The sequence below is a fragment of the Serratia ureilytica genome (genome assembly GCF_013375155.1).
GTDB lineage: Bacteria > Pseudomonadota > Gammaproteobacteria > Enterobacterales > Enterobacteriaceae > Serratia > Serratia ureilytica.
This window is the reverse complement of record NZ_JABXOF010000020.1, coordinates 1-26,303: the sequence shown is the minus strand read 5'-3', so window position 1 is coordinate 26,303 and position 26,303 is coordinate 1. Positions and strand designations below refer to the sequence as shown.

Below are 26,303 nucleotides of genomic sequence, written 5' to 3'. Positions count from 1 at the left end.
TAATCATGAAGCTGATTAAATTGATATTGGTGTCGGGGCTGCTCGCTGGGTGTTCTTCTCCGCCGCCTCCGACGCCTGTTGATTGGGATAAGACACCGACAGCGATGAACGGAACGCTGCCGGAATGGCGTGAAAATTATGTTGTTAACCCGGCACCACATGTAGACGGGAAATGGTCGCGTGTTATACGAAATTTTTCCACCGATACGCCGTATGGCGTAGACGTCTATTATGCAGTGGTTCATTCGCCGTTTGTTATGGTGACGGCCAATAATGCCGATGATTTTTTTAATGCGAAATCGTGGCTGCGCACGCACGGTGCTAAGGGGGTAATCAGATATCAAAAGAGCGAATACAGTTGGTCTGGTCGAAATACGGATATTTATCTCTCTCGCTAAATACCTTTCAGTAGTAATCATATCTAGAGGTGAAAATGAAAACTTTGCTTGCAGGGTTGGCTTTGTCCGCCCTTTTTTTGATGTCTGGATTTACGCCTAAAGTCGCTTATGCGGCATCACAAGATGAATGCGCTATTTGGCTTTGCCTACCTGGTGGTTTTCCTGATGGGTGTGGCGGTGCGCATTCAGCGATGTTAAAGCGGCTCAAGAAGGGTAAGTCTCCGCTGCCGAGTTTTTCTTCCTGTGCGGTGGATAGTGGGAGCAGCGGCGACGCCAGTATGGGTAAAGGCGCATGGCTTCCAGAACGTAAAGAGTGTGTCCGCTGGGCGCATGGTCACGGTGATGAATGGTGTACCAAGTACGAAACCAAGCCCGCCGAATTCAAACGGGATCAGCTGTGCATAATCAATAACGGGAACCACTACCCACCAGGGTGCCGGAGCAAAAACTACGTCGATATTTATATCGACGGGAAGAAGGTCGGCGAAACGTACTACTGGTGATGCACCGCGTTAACCAACGAACTCCACAATCGCCCCTGATAGCCTTGCACCGGCTATCAGGGCGCTCCCGTTCGCGGAGGTGGCTGGTTGGCTTCTCCGCTTCACTGGCTTCGCTCATGTGGATTTGTGGATAACGCTATGTTGCTTTTCTCTATAGAGGGCTATTTTTGTGGCAAAAATCCAATGCAGGAATTTTCCAGATCATTTATTCGAACAGTTGATGACGGATGCTCAAAAAAATGAGCGTTCTCTAGAAGGACATGTCCGGTTTCTTCTCACTGATGTTCTAAATAACCCCACGTTAAACGAAGGAACCGAGTTACCTGAGTGGATGCTTAACGCATTGCACGAATCGGCAAAGAAGGGTTTCCGAAGTCTCAGGTATGAAATTATCAAGCGTCTAACCGAATCGCTTGCCGCCGAGCATGTTTATGCTCCAGACGCAAGTGATAAGGCATGATTTGATAGCAAACCTTTCTCAGCTGCAGCTGACCAGGCAAAGAAAATACTGTCATTTTCGCGTTGGCCATCGCGCCGGCGCCGCCACTTTTGATAGCGAATGCAACGATGAATTTTCACTTACTCCATGCCATAGCCTTTATGGCTGTGTTGCTGTTTTTCACCTGGTTGTCCTGGCGGCGCAGAACGCGGCGGCATCGCCGCAAGATCCGCCAGGCTGGCCGGGTATTGGCGAAACTCAGCGAGATACCGCATCCAGGGCAGCGCCTGGCGTATCTGCGAAAGATTGACCCGTATACGTTTGAGGAATTGTTACTCGAAGTCTTTGAACGGCGTGGCTTCAAGATCCAGCGCAACAAACGCTACTCCGGTGATGGCGGTATTGACGGCAAAGTTTGGCACGATGGCGAGCTCTATTTCATCCAGGCCAAGCGTTATAGCAATCAAATCAACAAGCGCCATGTAGAGGACTTTATCGAGCTGATCGAGGTGTTTCAGTGCAGGGGTATTTTCTGCCACACAGGACGAACGTCGAGCGGTTCTAAAAGCCTTGTTAACAACCACCCTAAAATCTTGATGCTCTCCGGTAGCCGATTGCTGGACTTCATCGATTTAGATATCCCCTTTTCGATTACTTAAGTGAGGTCGTTATGGAACTGGATCGCCGAATGCTTAAAAGGTTGAACCGTCAATCCGAAGCAAGCGTTAGATTAGGTCGAAGCGGTTTTGAATTAATTCGCTATTTGGTTAGAAACGAATTGGGGTTGGATATTACAACCGTTAATAAGGCGGTTCTGATCGTATCAGAAGCCCTTCATAACCTCCCGTCTGTGGGTAATGATATTACTGCTGGCTTAACAGTAAAAAGGGTACGCAATGCAGTAGTTGAATTGTCTAAAATCGTGCCAATGGTAAATATTAACGGTTTGAATGCCAGTTTTAACGCGTTTGAGCTGGAATGCATGAAGTCGTCGTTTTTGAAATGCATTTGTGAGCATGTTGTCAGTATCGATGAGCGATTGTGGAATAAATTCATCAAGAAAACGATGACAGGGGCAACTGTCTCTTTTGGCATAGATATGAAAACGGGGGAGGTTGTTGATCCAGAAGACTTGCGGCATGAAATCGTTTCACTGTCTCGTGTTGAAATTGTTGAAAAGAATCTTATGGATTCACATGAGCCGGACTTTTATGTCGATGAGTTGAAAAAGGGTGCTGACCAGATAGGCGAAATTGACGGCTCCCCTATCTGGTTTCATACATCGGGATACTACTTTTATTGGGATTCAGAATCGGAGAGATTTCTGGAAAGTTGGCTAACGTTCCCTGTGTGTCCCTATAAATTGACTTTTAAATAAAGATAAACATCATTTTTTGAGGTGTTACATGCAATATGAAAACGTAAATTTTAACGGTAAGTGTTATGTGAGTTTGTTGATCGGTGAATATGGAGAGGTAGGCGGGATGGCTTTCACCGATAAAGATTCTCTTTCAATTCTCGCTGGTCTTTTCAAAAACTCTCATGATTTCCAGTCAATATTTAATGATCGCGACACTTCTTATCTTACAGGGTTTATTGACCCAGGGGATAAGGTATTCCAGAAGTTTATGCTGGACAACGTAAAGATCACCAGGGAGCGGGATGAGGAACTTTACGCGATCGACGGATTTTACCATCAGTCGAGTGATTTTTGGGACGTGTGGGAAGATAACGATATTGAAGAAGTAAGAGTTTCATTCCCTGTCATTTAAACGATTATAATCTAGGAATAACAAATGAGACTTTTTATTGCAGAAAAACCAGCTGTAGCTAAAGACATTGCCGCCGCCCTGGGCGGAGGTAGCCATAAAGGCGCATATATTGATTGCGGTAACGATAAAGTGTCCTGGTTGTTCGGTCATGTTTTACAAACGGTGCAGCCGGAAGTGTATAACCCGGCGTATAAACAATGGAACAAAGAAGATTTACCTTTAAAACTTTACCCCCCGCAATATGAAATTGCGCCGGATAAGGTTGAGCATGTAACCAAAGTGCTCGACTTGATTAAACAAGCTGACGTCATCGTTCACGCTGGCGACCCGGACGACGAAGGGCAACTATTAGTTGATGAGCTGTTGATTTATAGCGGCTGCGATAAGCCGGTAAAGCGCGTGTTGATTAACGACAACACCGATAAAGGCGTTAAAAAAGCGTTGGCTGATTTGCGTGACAACAAAGAGTTTCACGGTGATTACCTCAAGGCGCTTTCCCGCAGCGTCGGGGATGAGATTTACGGTTTAAGTTCAACCCGTGCATACAGTATCGAGGCGCAATCCCAGGGTTATCGTGGTGTGCTGTCGGTTGGTCGTGTCCAAACGCCAACCCTGGGGCTCATCGTTCGGCGCTGGCGTGCTAATAAGGCGCACAGTAAGTCCTATTACTACATGCTCGATGGCTCGTTTACATTCGGTGCCGGTAGCCTGACTGCGCGCCTGCAATTCCCGGAAGACGCCCCGGTTGATGAAAAAGGGCATGTACTCCAGAAAAGCTATGTGGACGAGCTGGCCGCAGCGGTGAACGGTAAAGCGGCGCGAGTGGTTGACGCATCGGTTAAGGACAAAGAAACCGCGCCAAAGCTGCCGTTTAATCTGAGCAAGCTACAGCAGAAAATGAACCGCGATCACGGCATGTCTGCCGCTCGAACGCTTGAAGTCACGCAGGGATTACGTGAGAAATTCAAGGCGATCACCTATAACCGCTCTGATTGCGCCTATTTGTCCGATGAGCAGTTTACCGAAGCCCCGGACGTGGTGGCCGCATTGAAAGCCAGTCCCGCTTTTGCTGATGCTGATGTAGACACCACCCGCAAGAGCAAGGCGTTTAACAGTAGCAAGGTCACAGCACATACGGCAATCATTCCGACTGATAACGTCCCTGACCTGGACAAACTGAGCGTCGATGAGCGGCATGTTTATACGGCCATAGCCAAGCAGTACCTTATTCAATTCATGCCGCCTAAGCGCTTCCAGGAGGCTACAGGGCGCATTGAAGCTAACGGCCATACCTTCACCTACCGAGCGATTAAGGACGTGCATCCGGGCTTTGAGGCGTATTTGAAAGAGCCGAAAGAAGTGGGAGAGGACGACACGGTTGAAACGGCTTTTGAAACCGTCAGCCAATTGCAGGTCGGCCAGGATGGGAATTGCGATTCAACTGCTGTTCAGCAGAAAGAAACCACACCGCCAAAACTTTTTGATGAAGCCAGTTTAATCTCGGCGATGACACGCATCGCTGATTTTGTTGATAATCCCGAGATTAAGAAGCTGCTTAAAGAAAAGGACAAGGACAACGATCAGGCTCACGGTTCTATCGGTACTGAGGCAACCCGCGCCACGATTATTGAGACGTTGAAGAAACGCAACTTTATCACTGTTGAAAAAGGGAAGTTGATCCCCACCGACACCGGTTTGGCGCTTTTCGATGCGTTGCCGGAAGTGGCAACGCAGCCTGATATGACCGCACTTTGGTTTGAGCAACAATTGCAGATTGCTGAGGGTTCCTTAACTGTTGATCAGTTCGTAAACGATTTATATGAATTTTTGACTGAGCAACTTAAAGACGTTAATGTAGGCGAAATTAAAGGCGAGAAAAGGGAAGAAGGTAAAATCCCTCGACTCACCGAGAAATGCCCGAACTGCGATAACGAGATCATGGTTCGCCCAAAACTCTTTGCCTGTACGGGGTGTGATTTTAAAATCTGGTCAACGGTAGCTCAGAAAAAGTTGACAACAAATCAGGTTGAAACCATCCTCAAGAAAGGCAAATCAAGCGAGATTAAAGGTTTCACCAGTAGTGCGGGTAAAAAGTTCGACGCCATTCTGGTGTTGCAGGATAAAGCTACAGGTAAGCTGGGCTTCGAGTTTTCTAAAAAATCTAAGGGGAAGTGATGAGCGAGAATGACACTTACACCAAAGTTAGAGGTCTTTTGTCTAACATCCGTTCAGTACGCGCGTTTGCACGTGAAACTGACTTCGATCTGTTGATCGAAATGCAAGAAAAACTGAACATTGTAATCGACGAACGACGTGAAGATGCTGAGCGTGAAAAGAAAGAGCGCGCAGAGCGTGAAACGAAACGCCTTGAACTGCTTCAGCTGATCCAATCAGAAGGTTTTGACCCTAGTGAGCTGTTGGGTATTGAATCATCAGGCAGTTCGAGCAAGAAATCAAAAACCGGCGTAAAACGCGCACCTAAATATCAATATGAGCAAGACGGTGCAATGCATTACTGGTCAGGCGTTGGCCGTAAACCGCGACCAATTCAAGATGCCTTGGATCAGGGTAAGTCGCTGGACAGCTTCTTGATCCCATTACAAAATCAGTGATAACTCGATAATATATGTAATGATATATATCCGACACATCCCGGTGTGTCGGATTTTTTTTTGGTGAGCATATGGGAAAACAATCCTTTCTCTTCAAGTTCCGCAAGGCAAGTAACATCGATACGTTAGAGCGCATGTATGAACATATGCGGGATAAGGTCGATGATAATGATGTGGCGTTTTTCCTCGGGGCGTATGATCACCGCAAAGCAGAACTGGCGGTTGGACGCATATTCGATAAAGTCCCGGCGTCTGCCTGGAAGTACGTGAAGTAGCCCCACTTTACTATCATCCTATCGGCGGCCGACCAGCGGTCGAACCCTTTTTTGATACCATTTTTACGCCTGGTCAGCAGCTGCAGCCAGCTTAAATGCTATCACCACCTGTTATCCACAAATCCACATGAGCGAAGCCAGTGAAGCGGAGAGGCCAACCAGCCACCTCCGCGAACGGGAGCGCCCTGATAGCCGGTGCAAGGCTATCAGGGGCGATTGTGGAGTTCGTGGGTAACAGAAAGCCGCCTGGCGGCTACATCCCATAATCCCGGTACCTTCTATGACAAGACTAACCCTAGACACGGCTCAATTCGCAGCGCTCTTAGGCGTTGACGAAGGAGAATTGGTTTTTGCTTTCAAAAGTGATGGTGTTTTTGAAGGGCTTCAACTCCCCCTCTGTATCCATAATGCTGCATGGCGCAAAAGGAAGTTTTGCTATAATGAAGTTGTCAAATTCAAAGAGAAATTTGATGATATGCATAAAGGAATAAGTTGAATCAAGATATCAAACGATGTATCATCATCTTTGTGATTCGAAAAAGGAGGTTTTTATGTTTTTGTCTCGACTTATTTTTCTGGGGGCTCTTATTGTAGCGGTTCCCTGGATATGGTTCACGTTCTGGCGTGAAAGCTTTAACATGTACGCAGCTATGTTTATCGCTTACTTGATTTTGACGCTAGAAGCCATCATTTCTAGAGATGTATATGATGAGCCTCCGATCTATTGGATCTCTTTATATGGGTTTATGTTCGGAGTCACGGCGATTTATGTTTTTGGTGTAAACTATTTGTTTGCTTCCTAAAGGGAATTGACGATGCAAATACAACAATTTTTTTCTCAGGCAGTCGTTTTATCAGTGCCTATCCTGTTCGTGCTTTACCTAATCACTATTCTTTATCTAAAGCGTAATGCCGCATCATTTTTATGTTTCCTTTCTTACCTTGTATTGTCCGCTATGTCATCAGTCGGTATCTATCATGATCAAGAGCTGTGGAGCGGAAATCCGCAGCTAGCTTTGGCGATTGTATATGGTTCAACACTCGCCGCCTTGTTTATGCTGTTTATATGTATGTTGATATTTGCTATGAGAGAAAGGAATTAACATGGAAAACATTGATATGTGGATTTTACCGGTGTTTTTGTTTTTAATGCCTTTGGTGTATATTGTGTACTTGTTGCTGCAAAGAAAAGTTAGCAACAAAACAAAGAACCTTGAACAAGAGAGAAGAACGCAAGACAAGCATTATCCAATAAAAAGATAGTGTTACATAAGGAAGAGGTTTAACTATGAGCTATACGGCACTGATTTTTTTACTTTTTATGTTCTTGTTAATGACACTTCGTGCATTGTACTTATCTGAACCTTATAATTTTTTTATTGCTGGTCTTGGGATTGTTTCAGTTATATTGATTGTTTGCATGATTATTATGAAAACACTCGTCTCTAAGTTAAAGTGAGTTTTACAACGGCTATATTACTGGATAAGATGATGAATATTGGAAATGGTATTAACACGGTTGTGTTTAATGGTGAAGTTAAACACATAACCGATCTCGATGATATAACGTTATGTTCCGAATGGGAAAAGATCATAAAAGAACGAAATAAACTTTATAAGATAAACCAGCAGGCTAACAAAGGGTGGCGTGGCCTTATCCTTCGGCTGATTGGTGTATCACTCCCCTCACAGGGCGATCCCTTTTGATAGTGCCGCGCCAATTGGGCTTTACCGGCAAAGAGCCCAATCGCTCCCCTCCCCTGGCCTTACGCGTTATAATCCCTGTGGTATCAAGTGCCTGCACACCGCTGATACTGCCGGGCAACGGCGACGGGCGTCCCGTTCGCCCGGCTTCCCTCCTGGCTATATTGGGTTTTTCTGGCATATGTCAGGAAACTCCCCAAATCCCATTCTGACCGATCACCGAATTTTTCCCATCGCCCTACTCCCGTCCTTCTGCCACAATTAACCCACACCAGCGACCGGCAATCGATTTTGATGACCGGGTGATGCAATAGTGACCAGATTGCGGAGATTGAAAAATTGAGTATTCTACCCCCCGCCGTTTTGCAGAATTCGCGTAGCGCAATCACCCCGATGTGGGGGTTTGAGCACGCCGTTCGCTTACGCGAAGTGGCGATCGCCGCCGGTCTGGATCTGCCGCTCTATCTGCTCGCCCCGGAAGTGGCCGTTCTGCTTTCCTATCTTCCCGACATGCATCAGCGGCTTTTCTTCGAGACGTTGTGGAACACCGGCGCACGTCCGAACGAAGCCGCTGCGCTGACCCCGAACGATTTTTTCTTCCACGATCAGCTGATGCCCTTTGTTCGCTTGCGCACCCTCAAGCAGCGCCAGGCACCCCGGCGGCGTGTTGGCCGCCCTTCCCTGGAAAGCCAGAAAGAGGAAGAGAAGCTGCCACCGCTGCGCGCGGTGCCGTTGCCGGATGTGGCCTATGTCCGGCGGGTGCAGGAGTATATTGCGACGTTCAAGCTGATGACGCGGCGAGCAACGCCGATCTGGGGATTCAAGAGCAGTGAAACCCCGCGTAACTGGTTAAAGGCGGCTGTTGGTCGTGCTGAGCGTGACGGGGTAACTTTCTCGGTACGCCCTATCGTGCCGAAGACGTTCCGGCACAGCTACGCGGTGCATCTGTTGCTGAACGGCGTTCATATCAAGAAGGTGCAGGCGCTGATGGGACATCAGCGTATCGAGAGTACGGAAGTCTATACCAAGATATTTGCCCTGGATGTGACGCGCGACCTGGGGTTGACGTTCTCGATGCAGCCGGAAGACGCGATGGCGCTGATGAGCATCAAAGATATATAACACATATTATCTAGGTGATGTATCGGATATATTTTGAATGGAATATATCCGATGTATGTCAATAGTAATATATCAGATATATGCTTAAGCGTTACCTGCGGAGGCATGACGAAGGTATAACCGCGACAACACATCAAGCGCCGCGTCCAGCTCCATCGGTTGATCGGATGGATTATGTAGGAGGTGGGTGTGAATGGTGTCGAATTTGTGTTGGTATGCGGCTAGGCGAGGGTGCGCGTCTGAGACGCGTTTAGCCATATCGAGCGTTTCCGGCGTCCCGCTTGGTATGGACGTCTTCACGATGGCCGCACATTTGACTTCCTGCCTGGTGCCGTTCTTGACGGTATACAAGATCGCCATGTGGTGCTTCAGTGCGCTCATCTGCCACGGATCTTGATTGTAAAATTCGTAGTCCAGCTCCCCGTTCGAGCCGTATTCCACCGAGTAAAGCCCCATGAAGTCCAGGTTTGAGATAGCGTGCGACATAAGTGCATCGCCGCCAGCGGCTTTTAGCGTATGCAGGATATAGCCAGTAAAGATTTCAATGGCGGCATCAGGAATAGCGAAGCTGACACGTTGGCCGTCTATGCGTGCGATATCCAGAGTGATAAACCCCTCTCCGGGTAACGTTGAAATCGACACTACCCCTTTCTGGGCGTCGGGTGTGCTAAGTTCCTCGTCGGTGAACGTCATGGCCTGCTGGCGATACCGGGCTTGCTCCTGATCGGTTTCCTGGCTGGTCTGTGCCGTGTTAAAGGTGCCGCTTTCTTGCATCAAGCCCAGTTTGGTTTGCAGGGTAAACAACAGACCTTTAAGTTTCGGGAATGCAAAGTACAACACCTCATCCCTTCCATCTTCGAGACGCACTTTTGTTGCCAGTGCCAGGAATTGCCCTTCACTCTTGATAGCGCCAGTGATTAACCCAATCACTCTGTTTTCCATGCTCTTTTCCTTATCGGTTAACGTTGACCAATGGTAGCACCTGGGGGAGCAAAAATGCAGCAACTGTTAAGACAAGTAAAAGATATATCCGATATATCAATATATCAGACATATTCCGTGCATATTGATGTGTGCGCGTTGTTATTGCCGATGTTTTTTTGTACATTCAGGCTTCGTGTGTTTTTAACGAACTGAGGAACCTATGGATAATATCTTTGCGAGAATCGCCCTGTATTCCATCTATGGATGGCTTTTCTTTATCTCCCTGTTTTCATCTTATCCCGATAAGTGGGTAGGGGTTGGGATCTCATTGTTGTTCTTGTTCTTGAGCCATCGAGCAACAAAGGCGAAGCCAGCCCCTTCAAGCAAGGTAGCTCTCGATTGACTATATATCAGATATATCAATATGTCTGATATATATCTAAAAGGGGAGTTCATGCTGATGAACAAAATCCCCTTCCTTCTCGTGAAGTATCCGCATGTAGTGCTGCTGGGAAAGAAATGTCAGCCCTTCCATGACTGTGATGGGCTTTTCGAGCTCAAACCAAAACAGCTCAGGCCATACCCGCCCCATCCAGAACAGGCCGTCGAGGCGTTGAAAGAAAATTAAAGCACCGGGTTCTATACGTTCCAGAAACGCGCCCAGGTAGACAACCTGGATCATCTCATCGCAGTGCCGGAAGAAGTTGATGCCGGTCGTTTGAAAAGGGTTGTAGCCGTCTTTCATGATAATGATAACCACTGTATGCATGTACAGCTAAATCATAGCACAAGCTCATAAAGACAGAACAACCTTAGATATGAGATATGTCCGACGTATATCGGATATATCCCTGACTTGCGATCGGTGTACCCAAAATAACAAAACCCACCTTGAGGTGGGTTTCGCCAGAGCGTTCTCTGGTATTCAGAATCGCCTTTACCGGACTTGGCCTGACCAACGGAAGCTGGTAGCGGGATGACAGGGTAAATCTGTCTGCTTCATCCAGCTGAGTAAGCTCAGCTCCAATAGAATAACGCAAATCAAAATGTAGTCAAATGGGATAGGTTAGAGGGCATTACATAATGAAATGCTCCTTTAAAGCTATCAAATCAACTCGCTGCAGCGCCTCGATGCACATAATAATGATAGTAAATCAACACCCAGCCCAGGGCGTAAGCTTTAATAATGATAGCAAAATGTATTGTACAAAACATTACTCTGTGTCATTATCTGTTTTGTACATTACAAAAAAGGACGCATCGATGGAGAGAGCTAGCCGCGCTACGGAACGTGCCTATGCTGAACTGCAACAGGCGTATGACTTCTACAACCAACGGCTATTTGACGGCCAGTTGCCGGATTGCCTCATCACGTTCCAGCGAGGGAAGAACACGATGGGCTATTTCAGCCGTAACCGGTTTGTGTCACCGGCGGACGGTACACAGATAGATGAGATTGCTCTCAACCCAGAGTATTTCCCGGTCTACCCGCTGATCGAGGTCATGCAAACGTTAGTGCATGAGCAGTGCCACATGTGGCAGTTCCATTTTGGCAACCCGTCAAGAAAGGGTTATCACAATGCGCAGTGGGCGGCAAAAATGGAGCTGGTCGGCCTTATGCCGTCTTCAACCGGCCAGCCTGGGGGGAATAAAGTCGGGCAATCGATGAACGACTACCCTATCCCCGGCGGCCGCTTCATGAAAGAAACGCTTGAGCTGTTTCGTTCCGGTTTTGCGCTCAGCTGGTTTGATCGGTTCCCGGTTAAGGTCGAACAGCCCAAAGACCTAACGCCGATTATTGAGCAGTGGCGAGAAACGCTGGCGCAGGCTGTTCAAGATCACCCCGTTTCAGACGGACAAGCTGGAGTTGAGCGTCTCTTAACGTTGGCGTTAGTGCCGTCAGTGCAGAGCCATGATGAAGAGGATGGGGGCGAGGTCGCGGGTGTCGTTCTGCAACCCAAGCCAAAGACGCGACACAAGCACGTTTGCCCGGAATGTGGGGCGGCGGCTTGGGGCAAGCCTGGGCTAAACCTCTTGTGCGGTGATTGTAATATCGCATTCATAGACGTCGATCAGTAGATTTGCTATCAAAAGTGGCGGCGCCGGCGCGATGGCCAACGAAATAATGACGGCAATATCGCCACCCGGAACCAGGCGCCGACCGCCAGAATACTATCAAAGGAGATTAAGATGGGGTTCTACGCCGGAACCGCCGAAATTTCCGTTACCCCAGTTTTATAGACGGGGAGGGGCAATCCTCCAAAGCCATATCGCACAGGTAATGTCATGTACCTTAACCGTCTCACCTGTAATCGGCCGATGCATTCATAAAGGAAAGGCAGGTATCTTGCGATACCTGCCTTGACAAGAACATCACTTTGACTGCCGGGCCTTTACTTATACTAGTCGTCCAGTGTCAGCGTCAGCATCGTTTCGCTGCGCTGCCGACTGCTGACGCGCGCATCGTCCTCCGCCAGTACCGGCTGTATATCCAGCCGGGCAGTCAACATCTTGCCTTCCGCCAGTCTTCCCTGCATCACGGGCGCCAACCGCTGTCCAGCATTCAGCTCTAGTCTTTGCCCGCCGCTCTCCGTGATAACACCGGCCGGCGTTATCGTGCGCAGCTCCACCGCATTGCCGTCCAGCTGCGCATCCAACAGGCGTATGCGTGTGGTGCCATGCTCACCGTAGCGCAATCCGCCGTCATGGTCCTCGCCCTCGACCCGCAGGCTCAATGTTCGCGAGTAGGGGCAGACCACGCTCACGGTCAGCGAGCGTGTCCCCGGCGAGACGCGGCCGGCCCCGATATCTTCCAATTGCCAGCGTGACATCATTCCGTAATCGACCACCGGATTGCTGACCGACAGTCTGCAGCGCGTATCCGGCGGTAATGTCGGCATCGGGCTTGCTTCCAGGCCAGGGGGTATGATGGGGTCGGCAGCACTGGCACCCGTGACGCCCATCAACAGGGCCAGCAGCCACCGCCTCCAAAACATGTTCATCGTTTCTCCTTAACGGCAGGTCGCCGTGGCATTTTCATAAAGGCCTGTGGTGTCTGCCTTCTCCGGCAGGTCGAGTTGCATCGTGCACACCGTCTTGCCGGAACTCTGCACCTCCAGGCGCATCCCCGGCGTCGCATCCGGCACGAAGACCGTGCCGTCGTCGCCCACCACCGTCACCAGTTCACCCGACGCGCTGAACACGCTGGCGCCATGCGGCAGACGTTTGTCATCAGCCATTGCCGTGCCGACCAGCACGCGCCGGGTGCGAAGCACATCGAAGTCCACCCGGCCGATGGCGCCCCGGGCCATCTCGCTCTCCTGCCAGGCGTTGCCGATGTCGACATTTTTCGCCAGGCTGCGGGTATCAACCTGAATGGCCGACCGCCGGTAGCCGTTCAGCGTCGGTATCACGGCATATCCGCGCCAGTCGGTCCATACCGGCCCCGCCGGCGTATCCAGCCGAACGCCGGACTCTTTCCCCACCCGCGCAATACCAAAGGTGTCAGCCACGCGGTAGGGAGACAGGGTAATACCGTTTTCATGCAATACAATGGCGCCGCCGGCACGCGTCGACCAGCTGGTATAGTTATCGCTGTCATGACTGACGCTGGCGTTCAACTGACTGACCGGCGTCACGAAGTCCAGGTTGCCACTGACCGACGTACGGTTATTGCGCAGGTCGCGGTCGGTGGCAATGCTCCAGCCCCGGTCCTGACTGGTGCGGTCGCTGTAGCGAACGCCGGCACGGGCGCTGCGTTTGGCGGTGTTCAGGTAACTGTTGATGTCACGCCCTTCGCCCAGCGGCATGCTGAATGACACGTACAGGCGGTCATCCGCCTGACCGCTGAGGGTGCCGGTGTTGTGTTCAAGGCTGACGCCCAGGTAAGCACGGCCAAACTGCCGACTCCAGCCGCCGCGCAGGTAATCGGTGTTGTTGCCGGCAAAGGTGGTACTACGTGCCCACGACAGTGACAGGTTTCCCAGCCTCTCTGCCGACCAGTTGACGCCGCTGCCCCACTGATACCGGCTGCGGCTTTGGCTGTTGGGGTTGTCCTGGTCGGCCCGTTGCAGCGCATCACTCAGCTCACGATAGCCCGTGGTTTGCTGGCGCCCGTTGACGTTGACGCTCAGGCGCTCACTCAGGCTGTGGCTGAGCAGAGCAGACAGCAGGGTGCCGGTATTGCCGTGGTCCGCATCCTGTGCCAGGGTGCTTTGCAGACTGAGGCGGGTCGGTTCCCACAGCTGGGTATCCAGGTTCAGCGAACCGGCTCGGTAAGGCGCTGACCCCAGTACGCCGGCATTCAGGCTGGTAAATGGCGTAAGCTGCCAGCCGGAGGCCACCGTGCCCAGCAGTGGCGCCTTGCCGTCCTGCTGCTCGAGTCGGCCGGCGCCGAACGACAGCCCCGGAGAGACCAGCGGCGCACGCGCCAGCAAGGTGGCGGCCGGAACAATGAACTTTCGTATCTCGCCGTTGCTGCCGGTCAGGGTAACCTCCAGGTCGGTGCGGGTGTTCAGCAGGGAGAACCCCTGTAACCGGAAAGGCCCGGCCGGCACGGCGGTGCTGTAAACCAGCACGCCAGACTGACGCACCTCGACCACGGACTGCGTCTGTGCGACCCCTTCGACCAGTCCGGCCCCACCCTGACCCGATGTCAGCGCCGACTCGGGAAACAATTGAAAGCCCAGCACCTGGCCGGTGCCGAACAGCGAGTTGGAGAGACTGACCTGACCGGCCTGCAGCACCTTTTTAATGCCGACGAAGCTGCGCTGCGCATAGGCGGCCTGATGATTGATGCGGTCATCACCGTTGAAGCGGGTAAAGGTCTGGCGGCTTCGAACTATCCAGTCACCGGCGTTGAATCCGGCTTCGGTACCCAGCTGACCAAAGTTGAGCCCGCCGGCGCCGCCGGAGGAACTCAGATACTGCGCGTCATAGTTGAGCATGCCGGCCACGCCGCCGTGCTGCCAGTTACCGTCTCCTGTATCGGGTGCACTGAGCGCTTCGGACGGGACAACCAGAATAACCTTGCCTTCACCCGGTTCGGGCTGTATCTCGGCCTGCGGCCAGGCGCGGCGCAGGTCAAAGCAGGCCGCGCCGTCAGCATAACCTGGGGGGGATACCAGCCCCGCGGCACGCTGAAAGGCGCGGTCGGCGCAAAGCACACCCGCCTCATCAAATTTCACCCGCACCCGCCCGCGAGCATTGCCGTTGACGGAGAGTGACACGGTGTTTTCACCGGGCAGAAAGCGCGGAGCCTGACCAAACAGGGCGGCAATGGCAGGGTCAATACCGCGACCGCTCAGCACGCCGGTATCGAAGGTCAGGTTATCGTGGTTCTGAAGCTCATCTGCTGCCTCGACATGGCCGGCGCAGAGTGCGGCAATCAACAGCGGAAGCAGACGTCGAAGCGGCCGGCAACGAGAGTCGTGTATCGCGTGCAACATCCTGTCACCCCTCTTTTTACGGCGCCAGTGGCGCTTCATAACTGTCGACGGTAAAGCCCCAGGTTGTGGCCGGCGAGATACGTACTTTACCGGCCGCGCCGGTGTTGGCGTCATCGCGTTTCGCCTGGCGAGTCAGCGTCAGTTGCTGGCCCGGCAATACATAGGTGTGCGGCAGCATCCAGGTCGCCTGGTCAGGCAGCGTGGTCACCGCCTGGCCCAGGCGCACGACATACGCAGACGGGTTGTTGACGCTCAGGACCCCGCCCTTGAGTGACCATATCAGACGTTTCCAGGGCGCTTCATCCCGTGCGAGGTCGGCAGGGCGAATGATGACCGGCAGGTTCTGGCGTACCGTCATGCGTACCACGTTCTTGTCTTTTTCCTGTGGGGGCACGCCTTCAAACACCACGCGCTTGAGACGCTCTGTTTTGAGCGGCGTTTTGGCGGTCAGCATGAAGCGGACGCGCTGGGTCTTGCCGGGTTCAACGCGGGCCGCCGGTGGCGTCACGAGCAGCAATTTTTCGGTGTCCTGTTCGATATCCTGCAGGGTGGTCAGCAGCAGAACGGGAAAGCTGTCGGTGTTTTGCAGGTTGATGGCACCTTCACCATCGCCTTCCTCAACGATAACCACCGACGACTCGGGCAGCACGCCCGTCGCCTGGGCGCAGGCCGAGAACAACCACAGGGCGGCCGCGGAGGCCGCACAAAAAGCAGAGAGGTTCATGCGAGAAATCATCCGTGTCGGTAAGCGAAAAGAAAAAATGGCCGGTCACGACCGAAAAAAGACCGGGCGCGAGGCCCGGTCAACAGGTGAATTACAGGTAGACCAGCTCCAGGGTGGTCAGGCCGTCCAGTTTGACGGGCTTGGTGAGGTCAAGCTCGGAGGCCTTGTTGATGTAGGCCTGGGCGCCCAGTGTGCCAGCCAAAGTAGTGAAGGCGACTGGGTTCGTCGAATTGGATTTGGACCAGGAATAGGTCGTCTGGGTGGGTCTCCACTGCATCATCAAATCCCAATTAGAGTTATTCCAGCTGGTCTGATCGTCATTTTTATATATAGTTTTAACTTTTTCTCCATCGGCTTTTGCCGATGTTATGTTGAAAGAATAGCCACCGATTCTTTTATTATTATCCAAACCTAATCCGTAACTCGGAGGGTTTTTTCTGCCAAGCAATTCAACTGGAGCATTACCATAATTATCATCATTACTAACTCCAGCTAATGTACTAGGCCGATTATTAATTGATCTAAGCCCTACTTTAGCCGGCGCATCACAGGTGATGGCGAAATCGATTTGTTTTTCTGCCAGAACGGTAAAATCGTCCCTTTTCAGCGTGTTAGGATTAATGGTGCCGTAATCGATGGTACCGCCTCCGCTCAGGGTGGGTTTACAGGCCGTCGGGGTGATGGTACCGATGACCTTCACATCAATGCTCTCGGCCATGACGGCGGTTGAGGTGGCCAGCACCGCGAGGGCGCAGGCGGTTTTCTTGACTGCATTCATCATGATGTATCCCTTTCATGTGGATTTATGGGTAAAGCCGGCAGAAAATTCCTGGCCGGCAGGCACGGTGAGAAACTTTCCTCTCCGCGGTCAACGACCTCGCGTTATTTAACGACGAGGCATGATAAAAAATTCATTGAGCCCCTGGAGTTCCATTTTTCTTAGGGCGTTAAGCTTGTGCGTACTGACAGTCTTGACCGAAACAAACCGCTTTCTAGCTATCTGCCAGGGTGATATGCCCTGAAGTAAATCCAGGATGATTTCCGTTTCCGTTGGTGTTAAATATTGAACACCAACGAAAGCGTCCCATTCCGCAGCCCAGACGGGAGCTGGCTGAATCGCCTTGATAACAGCATGCAAGTCCGCGCTCATATAACGCACTATCGAAGAGTCCTGAAGAAGCTTATCAATATTACTCAATGAGTCACGCAGTGAAACAATAAAAAAAAGACCCATAGCACGAAGCAATTTCAGAGTAGGTACATGTGCATTATCCACCAAGACAATGATTCGTGGCGGCGAGCGTAACGTTATAAATTTTTGTATTAATCCCAACTCCGCACTTGCATTCGTGCGTACATGGATAAATACATCATCAAACTCAACATTGCTGTCAAAGTTTGAATAAATTGCCAGGTATTCATGATTTTTAAATAAGGACGTCACATGCTTGTGTGTAACATAAGTCATCCCGTAAAGGGTGAAATTGCAAGGGCTAGAGATTGCAACTCTCCTCGTAACTGACTTACATGTCTCTCTGGCTTTCATTGGATTTCCAATGCGGTTCATACCTCCACCATCACAGGAGAAGCGTTGTGTTCGACACGTATAATACAGATCAATGCACTATTCTGTCTAGTTATCTCGATATTTTAGATCGTTATTTTTGTTTATTTAGGATAAAATCCTGTTAAACTCTAAATTACACAATATCAGATCGTTAAATAACGATATTCTCATATTTTACAGTCATTTATTGGTAAACGAATTTTAAACGCGGTTTCTTATTTCTAATATGGGGAGCGCGACAAGTCGTTAACAAGGTAATGGTTTTTGACGTTACTTTTTTTTCATTTTCGTCTGTGGAGAGATACTTCACGCGTCTTTCGTTATCTTTTAGTAAAATAAAAAAGTATCTCTGAAAATGATTGTGTTGAGTCATGTGGCATAACCTCTATACGAAAATTCTCCAGGTTATGAGCTTTTCAGCTATTTCCCTATCACGGTTAATGGTTGTTTTTTACCTTTCTATAAATGAGTCTAGCCAGTATGCATTAAATATCAGAACATACACCGGTAAAACATTAGGGATTTGTTCCCTACTGTTGATAAGGTTTTAATCTTTGGTTTCCTGAAAGAAGGTAAACCGGTTAAGGAATTCGCTGTGTTTTCTTTTAAGAATGATGTCACCCTCAAAGCTGTCCGACGATAATAAATAATCTGATAAAGCAGCCAGCTGACGGGGCTGCTTTCTTCGGTTTTAAATTTCCAAAATTGGCTTATGCCGCGAAAGTGTTCGGTAAACCGTTGGGCGTGAAACAGAAAATAGGGCTCTGTTGCAAAAATCTGGAGGTGATAAACTCATCGTCATCTTTTGCTGACGGAGCAGCACATGAACCCATTCAAAGGCCGCCATTTTCAGCGTGACATCATCCTGTGGGCGGTACGCTGGTACTGTAAATACGGCATCAGCTATCGTGAACTACAGGAGATGCTGGCCGAACGCGGTGTCAACGTTGATCACTCCACGATTTACCGCTGGGTTCAGCGTTATGCGCCTGAAATGGAAAAACGACTGCGCTGGTACTGGCGTAATCCTTCCGACCTGAACCCATGGCACGTTGACGAAACGTACGTGAAGGTGAATGGCCGGTGGGCTTATCTGTATCGTGCCGTCGACAACAGGGGGCGCACCGTCGATTTTTATCTCTCCCCACGTCGTAATAGCAAAGCCGCATACCGGTTTCTGGGTAAAATCCTCAACAACGTGAAGACGTGGCAGATCCCGCGGTTTATCAACACGGATAAAGCCCCCACCTATGGCCGTGCGCTCGTTCTACTTAAACGCGAAGGACGATGTCCTTCTGATGTTGAGCACCGACAGATTAAATACCGGAATAACGTCATTGAATGCGATCATGGCAAGCTGAAAAGGATAATCGGCGCCACGCTGGGATTTAAATCCATGAAGACCGCTTACGCCACAATCAAAGGTATTGAGGTGATGCGTGCACTGCGCAAAGGCCAGGCTTCAGCGTTTTATTATGGTGATCCCCTGGGCGAGATGCACCTGGTGAGCAGAGTTTTTGAAATGTAAGGCCTTTAAATAAGATAAAAGGCTACCTCGTCACGAACTTTGCAACAGTACCGCTGCGCCCATATCTGCTGGAGTTCGGCGAGGATGGCGAGCCCACAGGCCTGAACGCCGGGCGCTATGAGTTCTGGCTCTACCGCCAGATAAGAAAGCGTTTTCAGGCGGGGGAATTCCACCTCAATGACAGTCTACGCCACCGGCATCTTTCTGATGAACTGGTACCGGAAGGGGAACAGGCCGCTGTACTGGCTGAAATGAATATCCCGTTTTTGCAAAAGCCGGTTAAATCGCAGCTCAGGGCGCTGGAGTCCGAACTGCATCGGCAGTGGAAAGCCTTCAACCGCGAGCTGAAGCAGGGGAAGCGGAAACATCTGGAATACGATAAAGAAACGCAGAAACTGACCTGGCATAAGTCCGTGGTCAGCCGTCATAAGACGCAGGAGAAGCGATTTTATGAGCAGTTGCCATTCTGCGATGTGACCGACGTCTTCCGGTTTGTTAACAGCCAGTGCCGGTTTCTTCATGCCATGAAGCCACTGCAGCCCCGCTATGCCAAAAAGAATGCCGATGCAGACAGCCTGATGGCAGTCATCGTTGCCCAGGCAATGAATCACGGTAATCCTGTGATGGCACGAACCAGCGATATACCGTTCCATGTGCTGGAAACCACGTACGAACAGTACCTCCGTCTGGCGTCACTGGTAACGGCCAATGACTGCATCACCGATGCCATAGAGGCACTGCCGATTTTCCCGTACTATTCGTTTGATCCGGAAACGCTTTATGGTGCCGTTGACGGGCAGAAGTTTGGCGTTGAGCGACCGACGGTAAAGGCCCGGCATTCGCGTAAATACTTCGGCCGTGGTAAAGGCATGGTGGCCTACACGCTGCTGTGTAACCACATCCCGATCAACGGTTACCTGATTGGCACAAACGACTATGAAGCTCACCATGTCTTTGATATCTGGTACCGCAATACCTCAGAGGTGAAACCCACGGCCATCACCGGCGACATGCACAGCATCAACAAGGCCAACTTTGCAATCCTGCACTGGTTTGGCCTGCGCTTTGAACCCCATTTTACGGACCTGAACAGGCAGTTGCAGGAGCTGTACAGCATCCGAGACCCGGCGGCCTATAAAAAATGCCTGATCCAGCCCGCCGGCCAGATTGACCGGGACCTTATTATCCGCGAGAAAAGCAATCTCGATCGCATCGTCGCCACGCTGGGGCTGAAAGAAATGACGCAGGGGACGCTGGTCCGCAAACTGTGTACGTACACCACAACCAATCCGACCCGGCAGGCACTATTTGAATATGACCGGCTGGTCCGCAGTATCTACACGCTGAAGTATCTGCGCGATCCGCAGTTGGAACGCAACATCCGGCGTTCCCAGAATCGGATTGAATCTTATCACCAGCTGCGTGCCGCCGTGGCCAAAGTCGGCGGAAAGAAGGAGTTAACCGGGAAAAATGACATTGAAACAGACATCAGTAACCAGTGCGGGCGGCTGATTTCCAACGCGATCGTGTATTACAACTCGGCGATCCTGTCGCGATTGCTGGAACGACTGGAAGCGGAAGGCAATGCCAAAGGCATTGAGGCTTTGGCGCGGATATCACCGGTGGCCTGGCAACACATTTTGCTGAACGGGCATTATACCTTCCAGAGCAGCGATGGAATTATTGACCTGGATGCGCTGGTTGCCGGGCTGAAACTGGGGTAACGGAAATTTCGGCGGTTCCGGCGTAGAACCCCAAGATGGGGACATTAACGATCAGGACACAGCCAGAGCATGATACAGCCCTAGAGGCAGTTGGGAAGCGGCTAGGGGAGAAAACCGCTTCACAGACACTGCTCAAGTCATTGATGACGTATGAGCGCCACAGTGACGAGATAGAACGACTCAGACGAGAGCTAAGCGCAATGACTTGGGAGCGCGACGAGTTACGCCGAAAGATAGATGACTACAAACGAGCCCATAGCAGCCTGATGGATCTATAAAAGATAGTAGGGGGCAACGCCCCCTTATCTGCAATCTATTTTAGTTACATCATTCATAGCTATTTTACCATCATCACCTAACCCCCTCTAATGCCATCACTTACGCCAGCTTATCAGTGACAAGGGGCTCAACCTCAGAGCCTGCTGGTAACACCTGACCTGAAACAGATTTCTTCGCACCGTAAGTGAAGCACAAGCTAACCCCGTAGTGAATATATTGAAGATATATTGTTGATAATATATCTGACATATTGGTGTTGACATATATCTGATAAATGCTAATCTGCATATGTCGAATATATTACTAACGAGTGAGGTCATGATGATTGTTCTGATTGGTAGTCACAAAGGCGGCGTAGGGAAATCAACAAAAGCGGCCAATATTGCCGTAGCGGTTCGTCACATGACGAAGAAAACCATCGCTATGGTGGGCTCCGATAAGCTGGGATGCCTGAAAAGCTGGTATGCACGTCGCCAGGATGCCGGTTTGCCATCCTTCACGTTCGTAGAAGCCTACGGCGATCTGCGTAAAGAGCTCACAGAGCTGAACAAGCGCTACGATATCGTCCTGGTTGATACTGCCGGTCACGATAGCCAGGAATTCCGCTCAGCGCTAACAGTGAGCGATATTTTACTCTCGCCGGTAAAGCCGTCCTCGCAATCGGAGATCGACTCCATCGCAGCCCTCACGGAAACCGTCAGAACGGCGCAGGAAAAGCACAACCCTTCGTTGAAAGCGCACCTGGTCTTTAACCGTTGTTCAACGCGCAGCGGGAATACTGACGCCACCGATTTAGCTAATATGCTTAAGAGCGATGAGTATTGGTTACAGCCGACAAAACAGCGCATCGGCGAGCGTACCGTGTACGTCAAAACCTTTAACGCAGGGCAGGGCGTGCATGAAGCAAAAGACGGCCAAGCTAAGGGTGAGATTGAATTACTGTGCCATGAAGTCGGGATATTTTGATATTGAGAAAGGATGATAAATGCTCGCTATCATATCGGTGATCACAGCAGTTGCATACGCGGTACTCGCGTTACTGAAATTCAGTGATGGAGTGATGCTTACCGGTTACATGTACACTCTCATAAGTCTTATTTTTTTATGTTTATTTGTCAAAAGTAAATAGGTGATAATTATGTCAACAAAACCAAAAGTACAATTACCAATGCGTAAGCCTGCCTCAGAATCCGAGGCAGTAGATAAGAATGAGCAGGTAACATCGTTTATCAGAGAAGGGGATAAGCGCCCTGAGACGCGTAAGAAAGTTAAACCTACGCTGTTTACTTTGACCGAAGGAGAAAAGGATTTCGTAGAAAACACCGCCAAGAGAACCGGTGCGACAAAAACCAACGTTATTCGTGCTGCGTTAAAAACCCTGGCTAAATTAGATGATAACGACCTACTAATGCTGCTAGGCGAAATTAGTTTGCGAAGCCCAGGGCGTTGGAACTGACAGAGAAAAGGGGGGGTTACATGGACTTAGTAAACCACATAATCGAAATTCTTCAAAAAACATCATGGTCTGAAATGCTGTTTTATGCAGCATACATCACTTTGTATCTTGTCTTTGCTATCGTAATCATTGGGAAAGGAATACCAGCGATTTGTAAATGGATGCTTGGTAAGTAAAGCCCCGAAAGGGGCATTACTCAAAATGGCGGAATTTCTTTTAAACGTTGCTGTTCTATTTTCTGATGCCGTTCATCAACAGCTGATGTAATGTATTGACTGACACCAGTCAAAAATTCACTAACTAGTTTCACTGAGGCATTTACATCTGTTTCTGATAGAGACATTTTAACTCCATCTACAGATTTTCCATCACGATGAACTATGTCATGACGAAGTGATGTAAGTTTTATCACTTCACTAAGTTGGAGCCCTTTGGGTTTAGGAGCGTTTAAAACTGCCTGGTAAGTATTTAACACTTTTGGAATGTTGTGATAAAGCAACTCAGATAGATGGTTCATTACCCGCTTTTCGATGATATTACTTTCTTTAAGTACCTCTTTCAAAGAAACAGTAGAGTTCTGTAAATCCTTTACGTTGGTAACGGCATTTTCTAAAAATTCCCTGGATGACAAAACAACGGACTTAAGCATCTCACTGAGGCAAGATTCTAAAATAGTGACGCAGTAGGCCACTTGCATTTTCAAAAGCGCTTCATTCCCCTGGATGGAGTTTAAAGAGAGAACGGAATTCAAGGAGCGTAAATATTGATTGTAAATGGTTAGATGTGGATTACGCTTCAACCATGCGATTTCTCGTTCTTGCTCTTGCTCCAGTTCAAATTGATACCAAGCTTCATCAGCTAGATGATCTTGAAGCTCTTGATACTGATACTCAGCCTCAAGATAATCGGTGGATAACTCATCGAGCTCATCGTCTTCATCAAGCCCCATGTAATCACGTATCCAATCATCTTTCCTTTCTTCCTGCATGTCGTCTAATTGACTCTTAACTAAACCCATAGCACCCTCATTAAAAAATATCGATTAAATAGGCTTCCGCAACACTCTCTACACAAATATATTTTACTGATAACTGGTCAAAAACAGAAGTAAGGAATGTTTTCCGTTCTTCATTTGCAGCTCTATTACCTTGAAAATCAATAACTGCAACGGTATAATTTCTATTCAAATCATAAACAGCAAAATCCAGAGTATGACTCAGGATTTTCTTTACATCATCGTAAAACTTATCAGTTCCAGATTCAGCCGTTGGCTTTACAACTTCAGCGAGCTTAATCTTGCTGAAAATTACCGTTCCTGGGGGGCAAAGCTGCACCAGGTTAACATAGAATTCTTTCTCTGCATCAGTTAGTAGGTTGCGCTGTTGGTAATCCATCTTCATATCCTTTTGTTGCGTAGCAACTCCGAGAGCCACCGGCAGGGTTGGCAAAGTGGAAACGGTTGACGGAATGAAATGACGTCAAACGGGAACACTTTGCCAATCTTGCATCGTTCTTTAAACATGCACGTACAGAGCTGTCATCAAACCCCATTCTTCCAGGGATAGAGGCCACGAATAGGCAACGGCTTTGAGCTAAATCAGCTACATAAAAACTGAGAGATACGCTCATAGTTCCTCACTACTCACACGTTTGTGATCGCTGGTTCCTTTCGTATCGTTAACTCGAAACAGCCGTAAAAAGGGTTGGTATCGAATCATCAAAAAATTGAGCCCCAAACCCGATTGCGCGATGATAACAAGCCCGATGCAAAAGAGCAGGGTAAAATCATTCCCTTTATAAAAATGATGCTCGTAAGTTGTGTAGTAGAGGATCAGCCCAAGAACTACCGTCAGAAACGTGAGAACCTTTCTAAAAGAATACAGGAGGTTTATCACGAAGAGAACGGCGGTTGTCATTGCAAAAGCGACACAAAGCCGAGAGTAGAACCACGCAGCCGCTACCCAGGAAAAGAGCGTATTTTTTGCTTCCGATCGTTTTCGTTCGTTCCTGGCATGTTTAACAGCCGATTTAAACCGCTGTCGGTCTTTGCCTTGCGGGAACTGATAGATATTAGACATACATTCTCCTTAACCTCTAAACCCCGGCGGGATCTGAGTATCCGGTTCGGAAATCTCATTGATATCACGTTTTGAATGCGGGCGATTAGATTTTAATTCTTCTTTTGCAACGGTGTCCTGCACTTCGTCAGAAAAATCATCATCCGATTCACTTTCTTTGCTTACTGAGTAAGTAAAACGAAGCTTTGATGCCTTACGCGCAACCTTTTCTATAATTGAAAAATCAAGGTCTTTTATCTCAGTCACTTCATTAATCAAAGCTACATTCTTTTTCAAAAAAGCTCGATTGAAAATTTTGAAGTCTGGATAGAAGTATGATTTTTCATCATCCTCAATCTTAAAAAGATTCAACTCATCCTTCAACTCATCAACCTCTATATCAAAATAGCTTCTCTTACCAATGCTAATATTCTTTCTAATAAGCTGGTAGAGCGAACTAGCATTCGTCTCTGAAAGCCTAACTGTTGATAGAAGCACTTGGGTTGTATAATTATCTTTCAGACGGCAAATGTAAGGTTCAATGAACCGAGTAAAACTAAGTTCAATAGATGATTCACTTTCTGCGTAGTCACAATATTCAGTCAAATTTAAGGATCGTATAGTATCAGCTGGTGACTTTTTGCCTTTTTTTGGTAACAAAGGTTCCCCAGCTCTCGCGAATGGCTCTAAAAGCTGACTCTTTGGAATGCTAATGATACTGGTCTGCAATTCACTAGCACCTTCTTTAAGCTGTTTATATGCAACAGATATGTCCACGTCAGCTATCACTGAATACTCTTTTGCAGTAATTTTAAACGTTTGTCCTTGTTCAAGCATCTTTTTTGAATCTAGTTGCGCAATAGCCATAAACAAGATTCTACGGGCTGATAAGGGAAGCATAGAGAACGTTGAGTTGATTTCATTCCGATGTCTGATCTTTGTTTTTGGCGTCACATTTTGAAGTTTCATCCGTACAAACCTGTTTTGTTCTATTCGATAAAACTACAATAACACTAAAGGTGAACTTTGCAAGAAAAACAAGTTCACCTTTAGGTGGGTGGCTAAAGGTGGGCTTCCCACCTTTAGCATTTCACCTATTACGGCACAGTTCCCCACCTTTAACACTTCACCTGGAACGGCACGGCTCCTCACCTTTAACACTTCACCTGGAACGGCATGGCTCCTCACCTTTAACACTTCACCTGGAACGGCATGGCTCCTCACCTTTAACACTTCACCTGGAACGGCATGGCTCCTCACCTTTAACACTTCACCTGGAACGGCATGGCTCCTCACCTTTAACGCTTCGCCTGCTACGGCATAGGCGTTCACCTTTTCATTGGATCCTGAGCAGAACAAACGGCATAGACGTTCACCTTTCAATAAAAATACTTTATAAACAAAGCAATACATCTATTATGAGCAAGCTTATCGCCCTTACAGGTAACTAACCCACAAACCGATCTGCTAGATTGATATATATATCAGATTATTATGCGACCAATGCAGTTCAAAAATCGGCCTGGAAACTGGCTATAACCGGTATTTCATACGCTCGCTATTTCAAACGGCATAGGTGTTCACCTCTTGCGGCATAGGCGTTCACCTTTAACGGCATAGGCGTTCACCTTAACGGCATAGGCGTTCACCCTTAACGGCATAGGCGTTCACCTTTAACGGCATAGGCGTTCACCTTTAACGGCATAGGCGTTCACCTTTAACGGCATAGGCGTTCACCTTTGAAGCTTAGATGGCACCCTAAACAAACAATT

Annotated in this window: 29 protein-coding genes and 1 pseudogene; 19 read left to right on the top strand and 11 right to left on the bottom strand. The window is 49.0% G+C overall.

What is annotated here, in order from left to right; translation table 11 throughout:
- Positions 1 to 5 precede the first annotated feature (5 nt).
- The 14 genes from HWW83_RS24860 (at position 6) to HWW83_RS24795 (ending at position 8,825) form a co-directional block, all read left to right on the top strand.
- Positions 6 to 398: a cag pathogenicity island Cag12 family protein gene (locus tag HWW83_RS24860; RefSeq protein ID WP_218035874.1), complete on the top strand. Its 393-nt coding sequence runs from the start codon at positions 6 to 8 to the stop codon at positions 396 to 398.
- A 35-nt stretch (positions 399 to 433) separates the two neighbouring features.
- On the top strand, positions 434 to 901 hold the full coding sequence (locus tag HWW83_RS24855) for a conjugal transfer protein TraL (protein ID WP_176589707.1): 468 nt from the start codon (positions 434 to 436) through the stop codon (positions 899 to 901).
- A 169-nt stretch (positions 902 to 1,070) separates the two neighbouring features.
- Positions 1,071 to 1,361, top strand: a complete 291-nt coding sequence (locus HWW83_RS24850; RefSeq protein WP_176589706.1) for a hypothetical protein — start codon at positions 1,071 to 1,073, stop codon at positions 1,359 to 1,361.
- A 107-nt stretch (positions 1,362 to 1,468) separates the two neighbouring features.
- Positions 1,469 to 1,999 (top strand): restriction endonuclease, encoded by a 531-nt coding sequence (locus HWW83_RS24845; protein ID WP_176589705.1) that lies wholly within the window; start codon positions 1,469 to 1,471, stop codon positions 1,997 to 1,999.
- Positions 2,000 to 2,010: 11 nt separating this feature from the next.
- Entirely contained in the window at positions 2,011 to 2,718 is a 708-nt protein-coding gene (locus HWW83_RS24840; protein WP_176589704.1) for a hypothetical protein, read from the top strand.
- A gap of 28 nt (positions 2,719 to 2,746) precedes the next feature.
- A complete protein-coding gene (locus HWW83_RS24835; protein ID WP_085337680.1) occupies positions 2,747 to 3,112 on the top strand; it encodes a hypothetical protein in 366 nt (121 codons plus the stop codon).
- Between the two features lie 24 nt (positions 3,113 to 3,136).
- Positions 3,137 to 5,287, top strand: coding sequence for a type IA DNA topoisomerase (locus HWW83_RS24830; protein WP_176589703.1), 2,151 nt, complete (start codon positions 3,137 to 3,139; stop codon positions 5,285 to 5,287).
- Positions 5,287 to 5,724, top strand: coding sequence for an H-NS family histone-like protein (locus HWW83_RS24825; RefSeq protein ID WP_176589702.1), 438 nt, complete (start codon positions 5,287 to 5,289; stop codon positions 5,722 to 5,724). Before HWW83_RS24830 ends, HWW83_RS24825 begins: the two co-directional genes overlap by 1 nt.
- Before the next feature lie 71 nt (positions 5,725 to 5,795).
- A complete protein-coding gene (locus tag HWW83_RS24820; RefSeq protein WP_176589701.1) occupies positions 5,796 to 5,999 on the top strand; it encodes an Hha/YmoA family nucleoid-associated regulatory protein in 204 nt (67 codons plus the stop codon).
- A 280-nt stretch (positions 6,000 to 6,279) separates the two neighbouring features.
- Positions 6,280 to 6,495: a hypothetical protein gene (locus HWW83_RS24815; RefSeq protein WP_176589700.1), complete on the top strand. Its 216-nt coding sequence runs from the start codon at positions 6,280 to 6,282 to the stop codon at positions 6,493 to 6,495.
- A gap of 55 nt (positions 6,496 to 6,550) precedes the next feature.
- Entirely contained in the window at positions 6,551 to 6,802 is a 252-nt protein-coding gene (locus HWW83_RS24810; protein ID WP_097103362.1) for a hypothetical protein, read from the top strand.
- A gap of 12 nt (positions 6,803 to 6,814) precedes the next feature.
- Complete coding sequence (locus HWW83_RS24805) at positions 6,815 to 7,102, top strand: hypothetical protein (RefSeq protein WP_085337711.1); 288 nt, start codon at positions 6,815 to 6,817, stop codon at positions 7,100 to 7,102.
- A gap of 1 nt (position 7,103) precedes the next feature.
- Positions 7,104 to 7,262, top strand: a complete 159-nt coding sequence (locus HWW83_RS24800; protein WP_176222044.1) for a hypothetical protein — start codon at positions 7,104 to 7,106, stop codon at positions 7,260 to 7,262.
- Between the two features lie 780 nt (positions 7,263 to 8,042).
- Positions 8,043 to 8,825 (top strand): tyrosine-type recombinase/integrase, encoded by a 783-nt coding sequence (locus HWW83_RS24795; protein WP_255326681.1) that lies wholly within the window; start codon positions 8,043 to 8,045, stop codon positions 8,823 to 8,825.
- An 84-nt stretch (positions 8,826 to 8,909) separates the two neighbouring features.
- Here the strand turns inward: HWW83_RS24795 and yjeJ are convergent, their stop codons facing one another.
- Both yjeJ and HWW83_RS24785 read right to left on the bottom strand, forming a co-directional pair.
- Positions 8,910 to 9,767, bottom strand: a complete 858-nt coding sequence (gene yjeJ / locus HWW83_RS24790; RefSeq protein ID WP_176589699.1) for a YjeJ family protein — start codon at positions 9,765 to 9,767, stop codon at positions 8,910 to 8,912.
- Positions 9,768 to 10,188: 421 nt separating this feature from the next.
- Positions 10,189 to 10,494 carry a hypothetical protein gene (locus HWW83_RS24785; protein ID WP_176589698.1) on the bottom strand — a complete coding sequence of 102 codons (306 nt, stop codon included), beginning with the start codon at positions 10,492 to 10,494 and terminating at the stop codon, positions 10,189 to 10,191.
- A 518-nt stretch (positions 10,495 to 11,012) separates the two neighbouring features.
- Here HWW83_RS24785 and HWW83_RS24780 point away from each other — a divergent pair.
- On the top strand, positions 11,013 to 11,828 hold the full coding sequence (locus tag HWW83_RS24780; RefSeq protein WP_176589697.1) for a SprT-like domain-containing protein: 816 nt from the start codon (positions 11,013 to 11,015) through the stop codon (positions 11,826 to 11,828).
- Between the two features lie 323 nt (positions 11,829 to 12,151).
- On the opposite strand, the gene HWW83_RS24775 is transcribed toward HWW83_RS24780, so the two are convergent.
- The 5 genes from HWW83_RS24775 to HWW83_RS24755 all read right to left on the bottom strand — a co-directional run bounded on the left by HWW83_RS24775 (position 12,152) and on the right by HWW83_RS24755 (position 17,487).
- The gene (locus tag HWW83_RS24775) at positions 12,152 to 12,751 is read right to left on the bottom strand and encodes a DUF1120 domain-containing protein (RefSeq protein ID WP_176589696.1); all 600 of its coding nucleotides are present in this window, start codon (positions 12,749 to 12,751) and stop codon (positions 12,152 to 12,154) included.
- A 9-nt stretch (positions 12,752 to 12,760) separates the two neighbouring features.
- A complete protein-coding gene (locus tag HWW83_RS24770) occupies positions 12,761 to 15,196 on the bottom strand; it encodes a fimbria/pilus outer membrane usher protein (protein WP_176589695.1) in 2,436 nt (811 codons plus the stop codon).
- Positions 15,197 to 15,212: 16 nt separating this feature from the next.
- Positions 15,213 to 15,920, bottom strand: coding sequence for a fimbria/pilus chaperone family protein (locus tag HWW83_RS24765; RefSeq protein ID WP_176589694.1), 708 nt, complete (start codon positions 15,918 to 15,920; stop codon positions 15,213 to 15,215).
- Positions 15,921 to 16,011: 91 nt separating this feature from the next.
- Complete coding sequence (locus tag HWW83_RS24760) at positions 16,012 to 16,701, bottom strand: DUF1120 domain-containing protein (protein WP_176589693.1); 690 nt, start codon at positions 16,699 to 16,701, stop codon at positions 16,012 to 16,014.
- Positions 16,702 to 16,806: 105 nt separating this feature from the next.
- The gene (locus tag HWW83_RS24755) at positions 16,807 to 17,487 is read right to left on the bottom strand and encodes a helix-turn-helix transcriptional regulator (RefSeq protein WP_176589692.1); all 681 of its coding nucleotides are present in this window, start codon (positions 17,485 to 17,487) and stop codon (positions 16,807 to 16,809) included.
- 823 nt (positions 17,488 to 18,310) lie between these two features.
- Between HWW83_RS24755 and HWW83_RS24750 the strand changes: the two genes are divergently transcribed.
- From HWW83_RS24750 to HWW83_RS24735, 4 genes and pseudogenes are all read left to right on the top strand, one after another.
- Positions 18,311 to 19,015, top strand: a complete 705-nt coding sequence (locus HWW83_RS24750; RefSeq protein ID WP_176589691.1) for an IS6 family transposase — start codon at positions 18,311 to 18,313, stop codon at positions 19,013 to 19,015.
- Positions 19,016 to 19,056: 41 nt separating this feature from the next.
- A pseudogene (locus HWW83_RS24745) lies at positions 19,057 to 20,739 on the top strand (Tn3 family transposase); the annotation flags it as partial.
- Positions 20,740 to 21,336: 597 nt separating this feature from the next.
- Positions 21,337 to 21,984, top strand: coding sequence for an AAA family ATPase (locus HWW83_RS24740; RefSeq protein ID WP_158524131.1), 648 nt, complete (start codon positions 21,337 to 21,339; stop codon positions 21,982 to 21,984).
- A 172-nt stretch (positions 21,985 to 22,156) separates the two neighbouring features.
- Complete coding sequence (locus HWW83_RS24735; RefSeq protein ID WP_176589690.1) at positions 22,157 to 22,474, top strand: hypothetical protein; 318 nt, start codon at positions 22,157 to 22,159, stop codon at positions 22,472 to 22,474.
- A gap of 196 nt (positions 22,475 to 22,670) precedes the next feature.
- On the opposite strand, the gene HWW83_RS24730 is transcribed toward HWW83_RS24735, so the two are convergent.
- From HWW83_RS24730 to HWW83_RS24715, 4 genes are all read right to left on the bottom strand, one after another.
- Positions 22,671 to 23,492, bottom strand: a complete 822-nt coding sequence (locus tag HWW83_RS24730; RefSeq protein WP_176589689.1) for a HEPN domain-containing protein — start codon at positions 23,490 to 23,492, stop codon at positions 22,671 to 22,673.
- Positions 23,493 to 23,502: 10 nt separating this feature from the next.
- Entirely contained in the window at positions 23,503 to 23,868 is a 366-nt protein-coding gene (locus HWW83_RS24725) for a DUF2726 domain-containing protein (RefSeq protein ID WP_176589688.1), read from the bottom strand.
- A 231-nt stretch (positions 23,869 to 24,099) separates the two neighbouring features.
- Entirely contained in the window at positions 24,100 to 24,552 is a 453-nt protein-coding gene (locus tag HWW83_RS24720) for a hypothetical protein (RefSeq protein ID WP_176589687.1), read from the bottom strand.
- Between the two features lie 9 nt (positions 24,553 to 24,561).
- Entirely contained in the window at positions 24,562 to 25,500 is a 939-nt protein-coding gene (locus tag HWW83_RS24715) for a replication initiation protein (protein ID WP_176589686.1), read from the bottom strand.
- Positions 25,501 to 26,303 lie beyond the last annotated feature (803 nt).

What these genes read in the sequence shown, in the direction of transcription:
- HWW83_RS24860 (WP_218035874.1), top strand. Translation starts at nt 6, where the DNA reads ATGAAGCTGATTAAATTGATATTGGTGTCGGGGCTGCTCGCTGGGTGT.
- HWW83_RS24855 (WP_176589707.1), top strand. Translation starts at nt 434, where the DNA reads ATGAAAACTTTGCTTGCAGGGTTGGCTTTGTCCGCCCTTTTTTTGATG.
- HWW83_RS24845 (WP_176589705.1), top strand. Translation starts at nt 1,469, where the DNA reads ATGAATTTTCACTTACTCCATGCCATAGCCTTTATGGCTGTGTTGCTG.
- HWW83_RS24840 (WP_176589704.1), top strand. Translation starts at nt 2,011, where the DNA reads ATGGAACTGGATCGCCGAATGCTTAAAAGGTTGAACCGTCAATCCGAA.
- HWW83_RS24835 (WP_085337680.1), top strand. Translation starts at nt 2,747, where the DNA reads ATGCAATATGAAAACGTAAATTTTAACGGTAAGTGTTATGTGAGTTTG.
- HWW83_RS24830 (WP_176589703.1), top strand. Translation starts at nt 3,137, where the DNA reads ATGAGACTTTTTATTGCAGAAAAACCAGCTGTAGCTAAAGACATTGCC.
- HWW83_RS24825 (WP_176589702.1), top strand. Translation starts at nt 5,287, where the DNA reads ATGAGCGAGAATGACACTTACACCAAAGTTAGAGGTCTTTTGTCTAAC.
- HWW83_RS24820 (WP_176589701.1), top strand. Translation starts at nt 5,796, where the DNA reads ATGGGAAAACAATCCTTTCTCTTCAAGTTCCGCAAGGCAAGTAACATC.
- HWW83_RS24815 (WP_176589700.1), top strand. Translation starts at nt 6,280, where the DNA reads ATGACAAGACTAACCCTAGACACGGCTCAATTCGCAGCGCTCTTAGGC.
- HWW83_RS24810 (WP_097103362.1), top strand. Translation starts at nt 6,551, where the DNA reads ATGTTTTTGTCTCGACTTATTTTTCTGGGGGCTCTTATTGTAGCGGTT.
- HWW83_RS24805 (WP_085337711.1), top strand. Translation starts at nt 6,815, where the DNA reads ATGCAAATACAACAATTTTTTTCTCAGGCAGTCGTTTTATCAGTGCCT.
- HWW83_RS24800 (WP_176222044.1), top strand. Translation starts at nt 7,104, where the DNA reads ATGGAAAACATTGATATGTGGATTTTACCGGTGTTTTTGTTTTTAATG.
- yjeJ (WP_176589699.1), bottom strand. Translation starts at nt 9,767, where the DNA reads ATGGAAAACAGAGTGATTGGGTTAATCACTGGCGCTATCAAGAGTGAA.
- HWW83_RS24785 (WP_176589698.1), bottom strand. Translation starts at nt 10,494, where the DNA reads ATGAAAGACGGCTACAACCCTTTTCAAACGACCGGCATCAACTTCTTC.
- HWW83_RS24780 (WP_176589697.1), top strand. Translation starts at nt 11,013, where the DNA reads ATGGAGAGAGCTAGCCGCGCTACGGAACGTGCCTATGCTGAACTGCAA.
- HWW83_RS24775 (WP_176589696.1), bottom strand. Translation starts at nt 12,751, where the DNA reads ATGAACATGTTTTGGAGGCGGTGGCTGCTGGCCCTGTTGATGGGCGTC.
- HWW83_RS24770 (WP_176589695.1), bottom strand. Translation starts at nt 15,196, where the DNA reads ATGTTGCACGCGATACACGACTCTCGTTGCCGGCCGCTTCGACGTCTG.
- HWW83_RS24765 (WP_176589694.1), bottom strand. Translation starts at nt 15,920, where the DNA reads ATGAACCTCTCTGCTTTTTGTGCGGCCTCCGCGGCCGCCCTGTGGTTG.
- HWW83_RS24760 (WP_176589693.1), bottom strand. Translation starts at nt 16,701, where the DNA reads ATGATGAATGCAGTCAAGAAAACCGCCTGCGCCCTCGCGGTGCTGGCC.
- HWW83_RS24755 (WP_176589692.1), bottom strand. Translation starts at nt 17,487, where the DNA reads ATGAACCGCATTGGAAATCCAATGAAAGCCAGAGAGACATGTAAGTCA.
- HWW83_RS24750 (WP_176589691.1), top strand. Translation starts at nt 18,311, where the DNA reads ATGAACCCATTCAAAGGCCGCCATTTTCAGCGTGACATCATCCTGTGG.
- HWW83_RS24740 (WP_158524131.1), top strand. Translation starts at nt 21,337, where the DNA reads ATGATGATTGTTCTGATTGGTAGTCACAAAGGCGGCGTAGGGAAATCA.
- HWW83_RS24735 (WP_176589690.1), top strand. Translation starts at nt 22,157, where the DNA reads ATGTCAACAAAACCAAAAGTACAATTACCAATGCGTAAGCCTGCCTCA.
- HWW83_RS24730 (WP_176589689.1), bottom strand. Translation starts at nt 23,492, where the DNA reads ATGGGTTTAGTTAAGAGTCAATTAGACGACATGCAGGAAGAAAGGAAA.
- HWW83_RS24725 (WP_176589688.1), bottom strand. Translation starts at nt 23,868, where the DNA reads ATGGATTACCAACAGCGCAACCTACTAACTGATGCAGAGAAAGAATTC.
- HWW83_RS24720 (WP_176589687.1), bottom strand. Translation starts at nt 24,552, where the DNA reads ATGTCTAATATCTATCAGTTCCCGCAAGGCAAAGACCGACAGCGGTTT.
- HWW83_RS24715 (WP_176589686.1), bottom strand. Translation starts at nt 25,500, where the DNA reads ATGAAACTTCAAAATGTGACGCCAAAAACAAAGATCAGACATCGGAAT.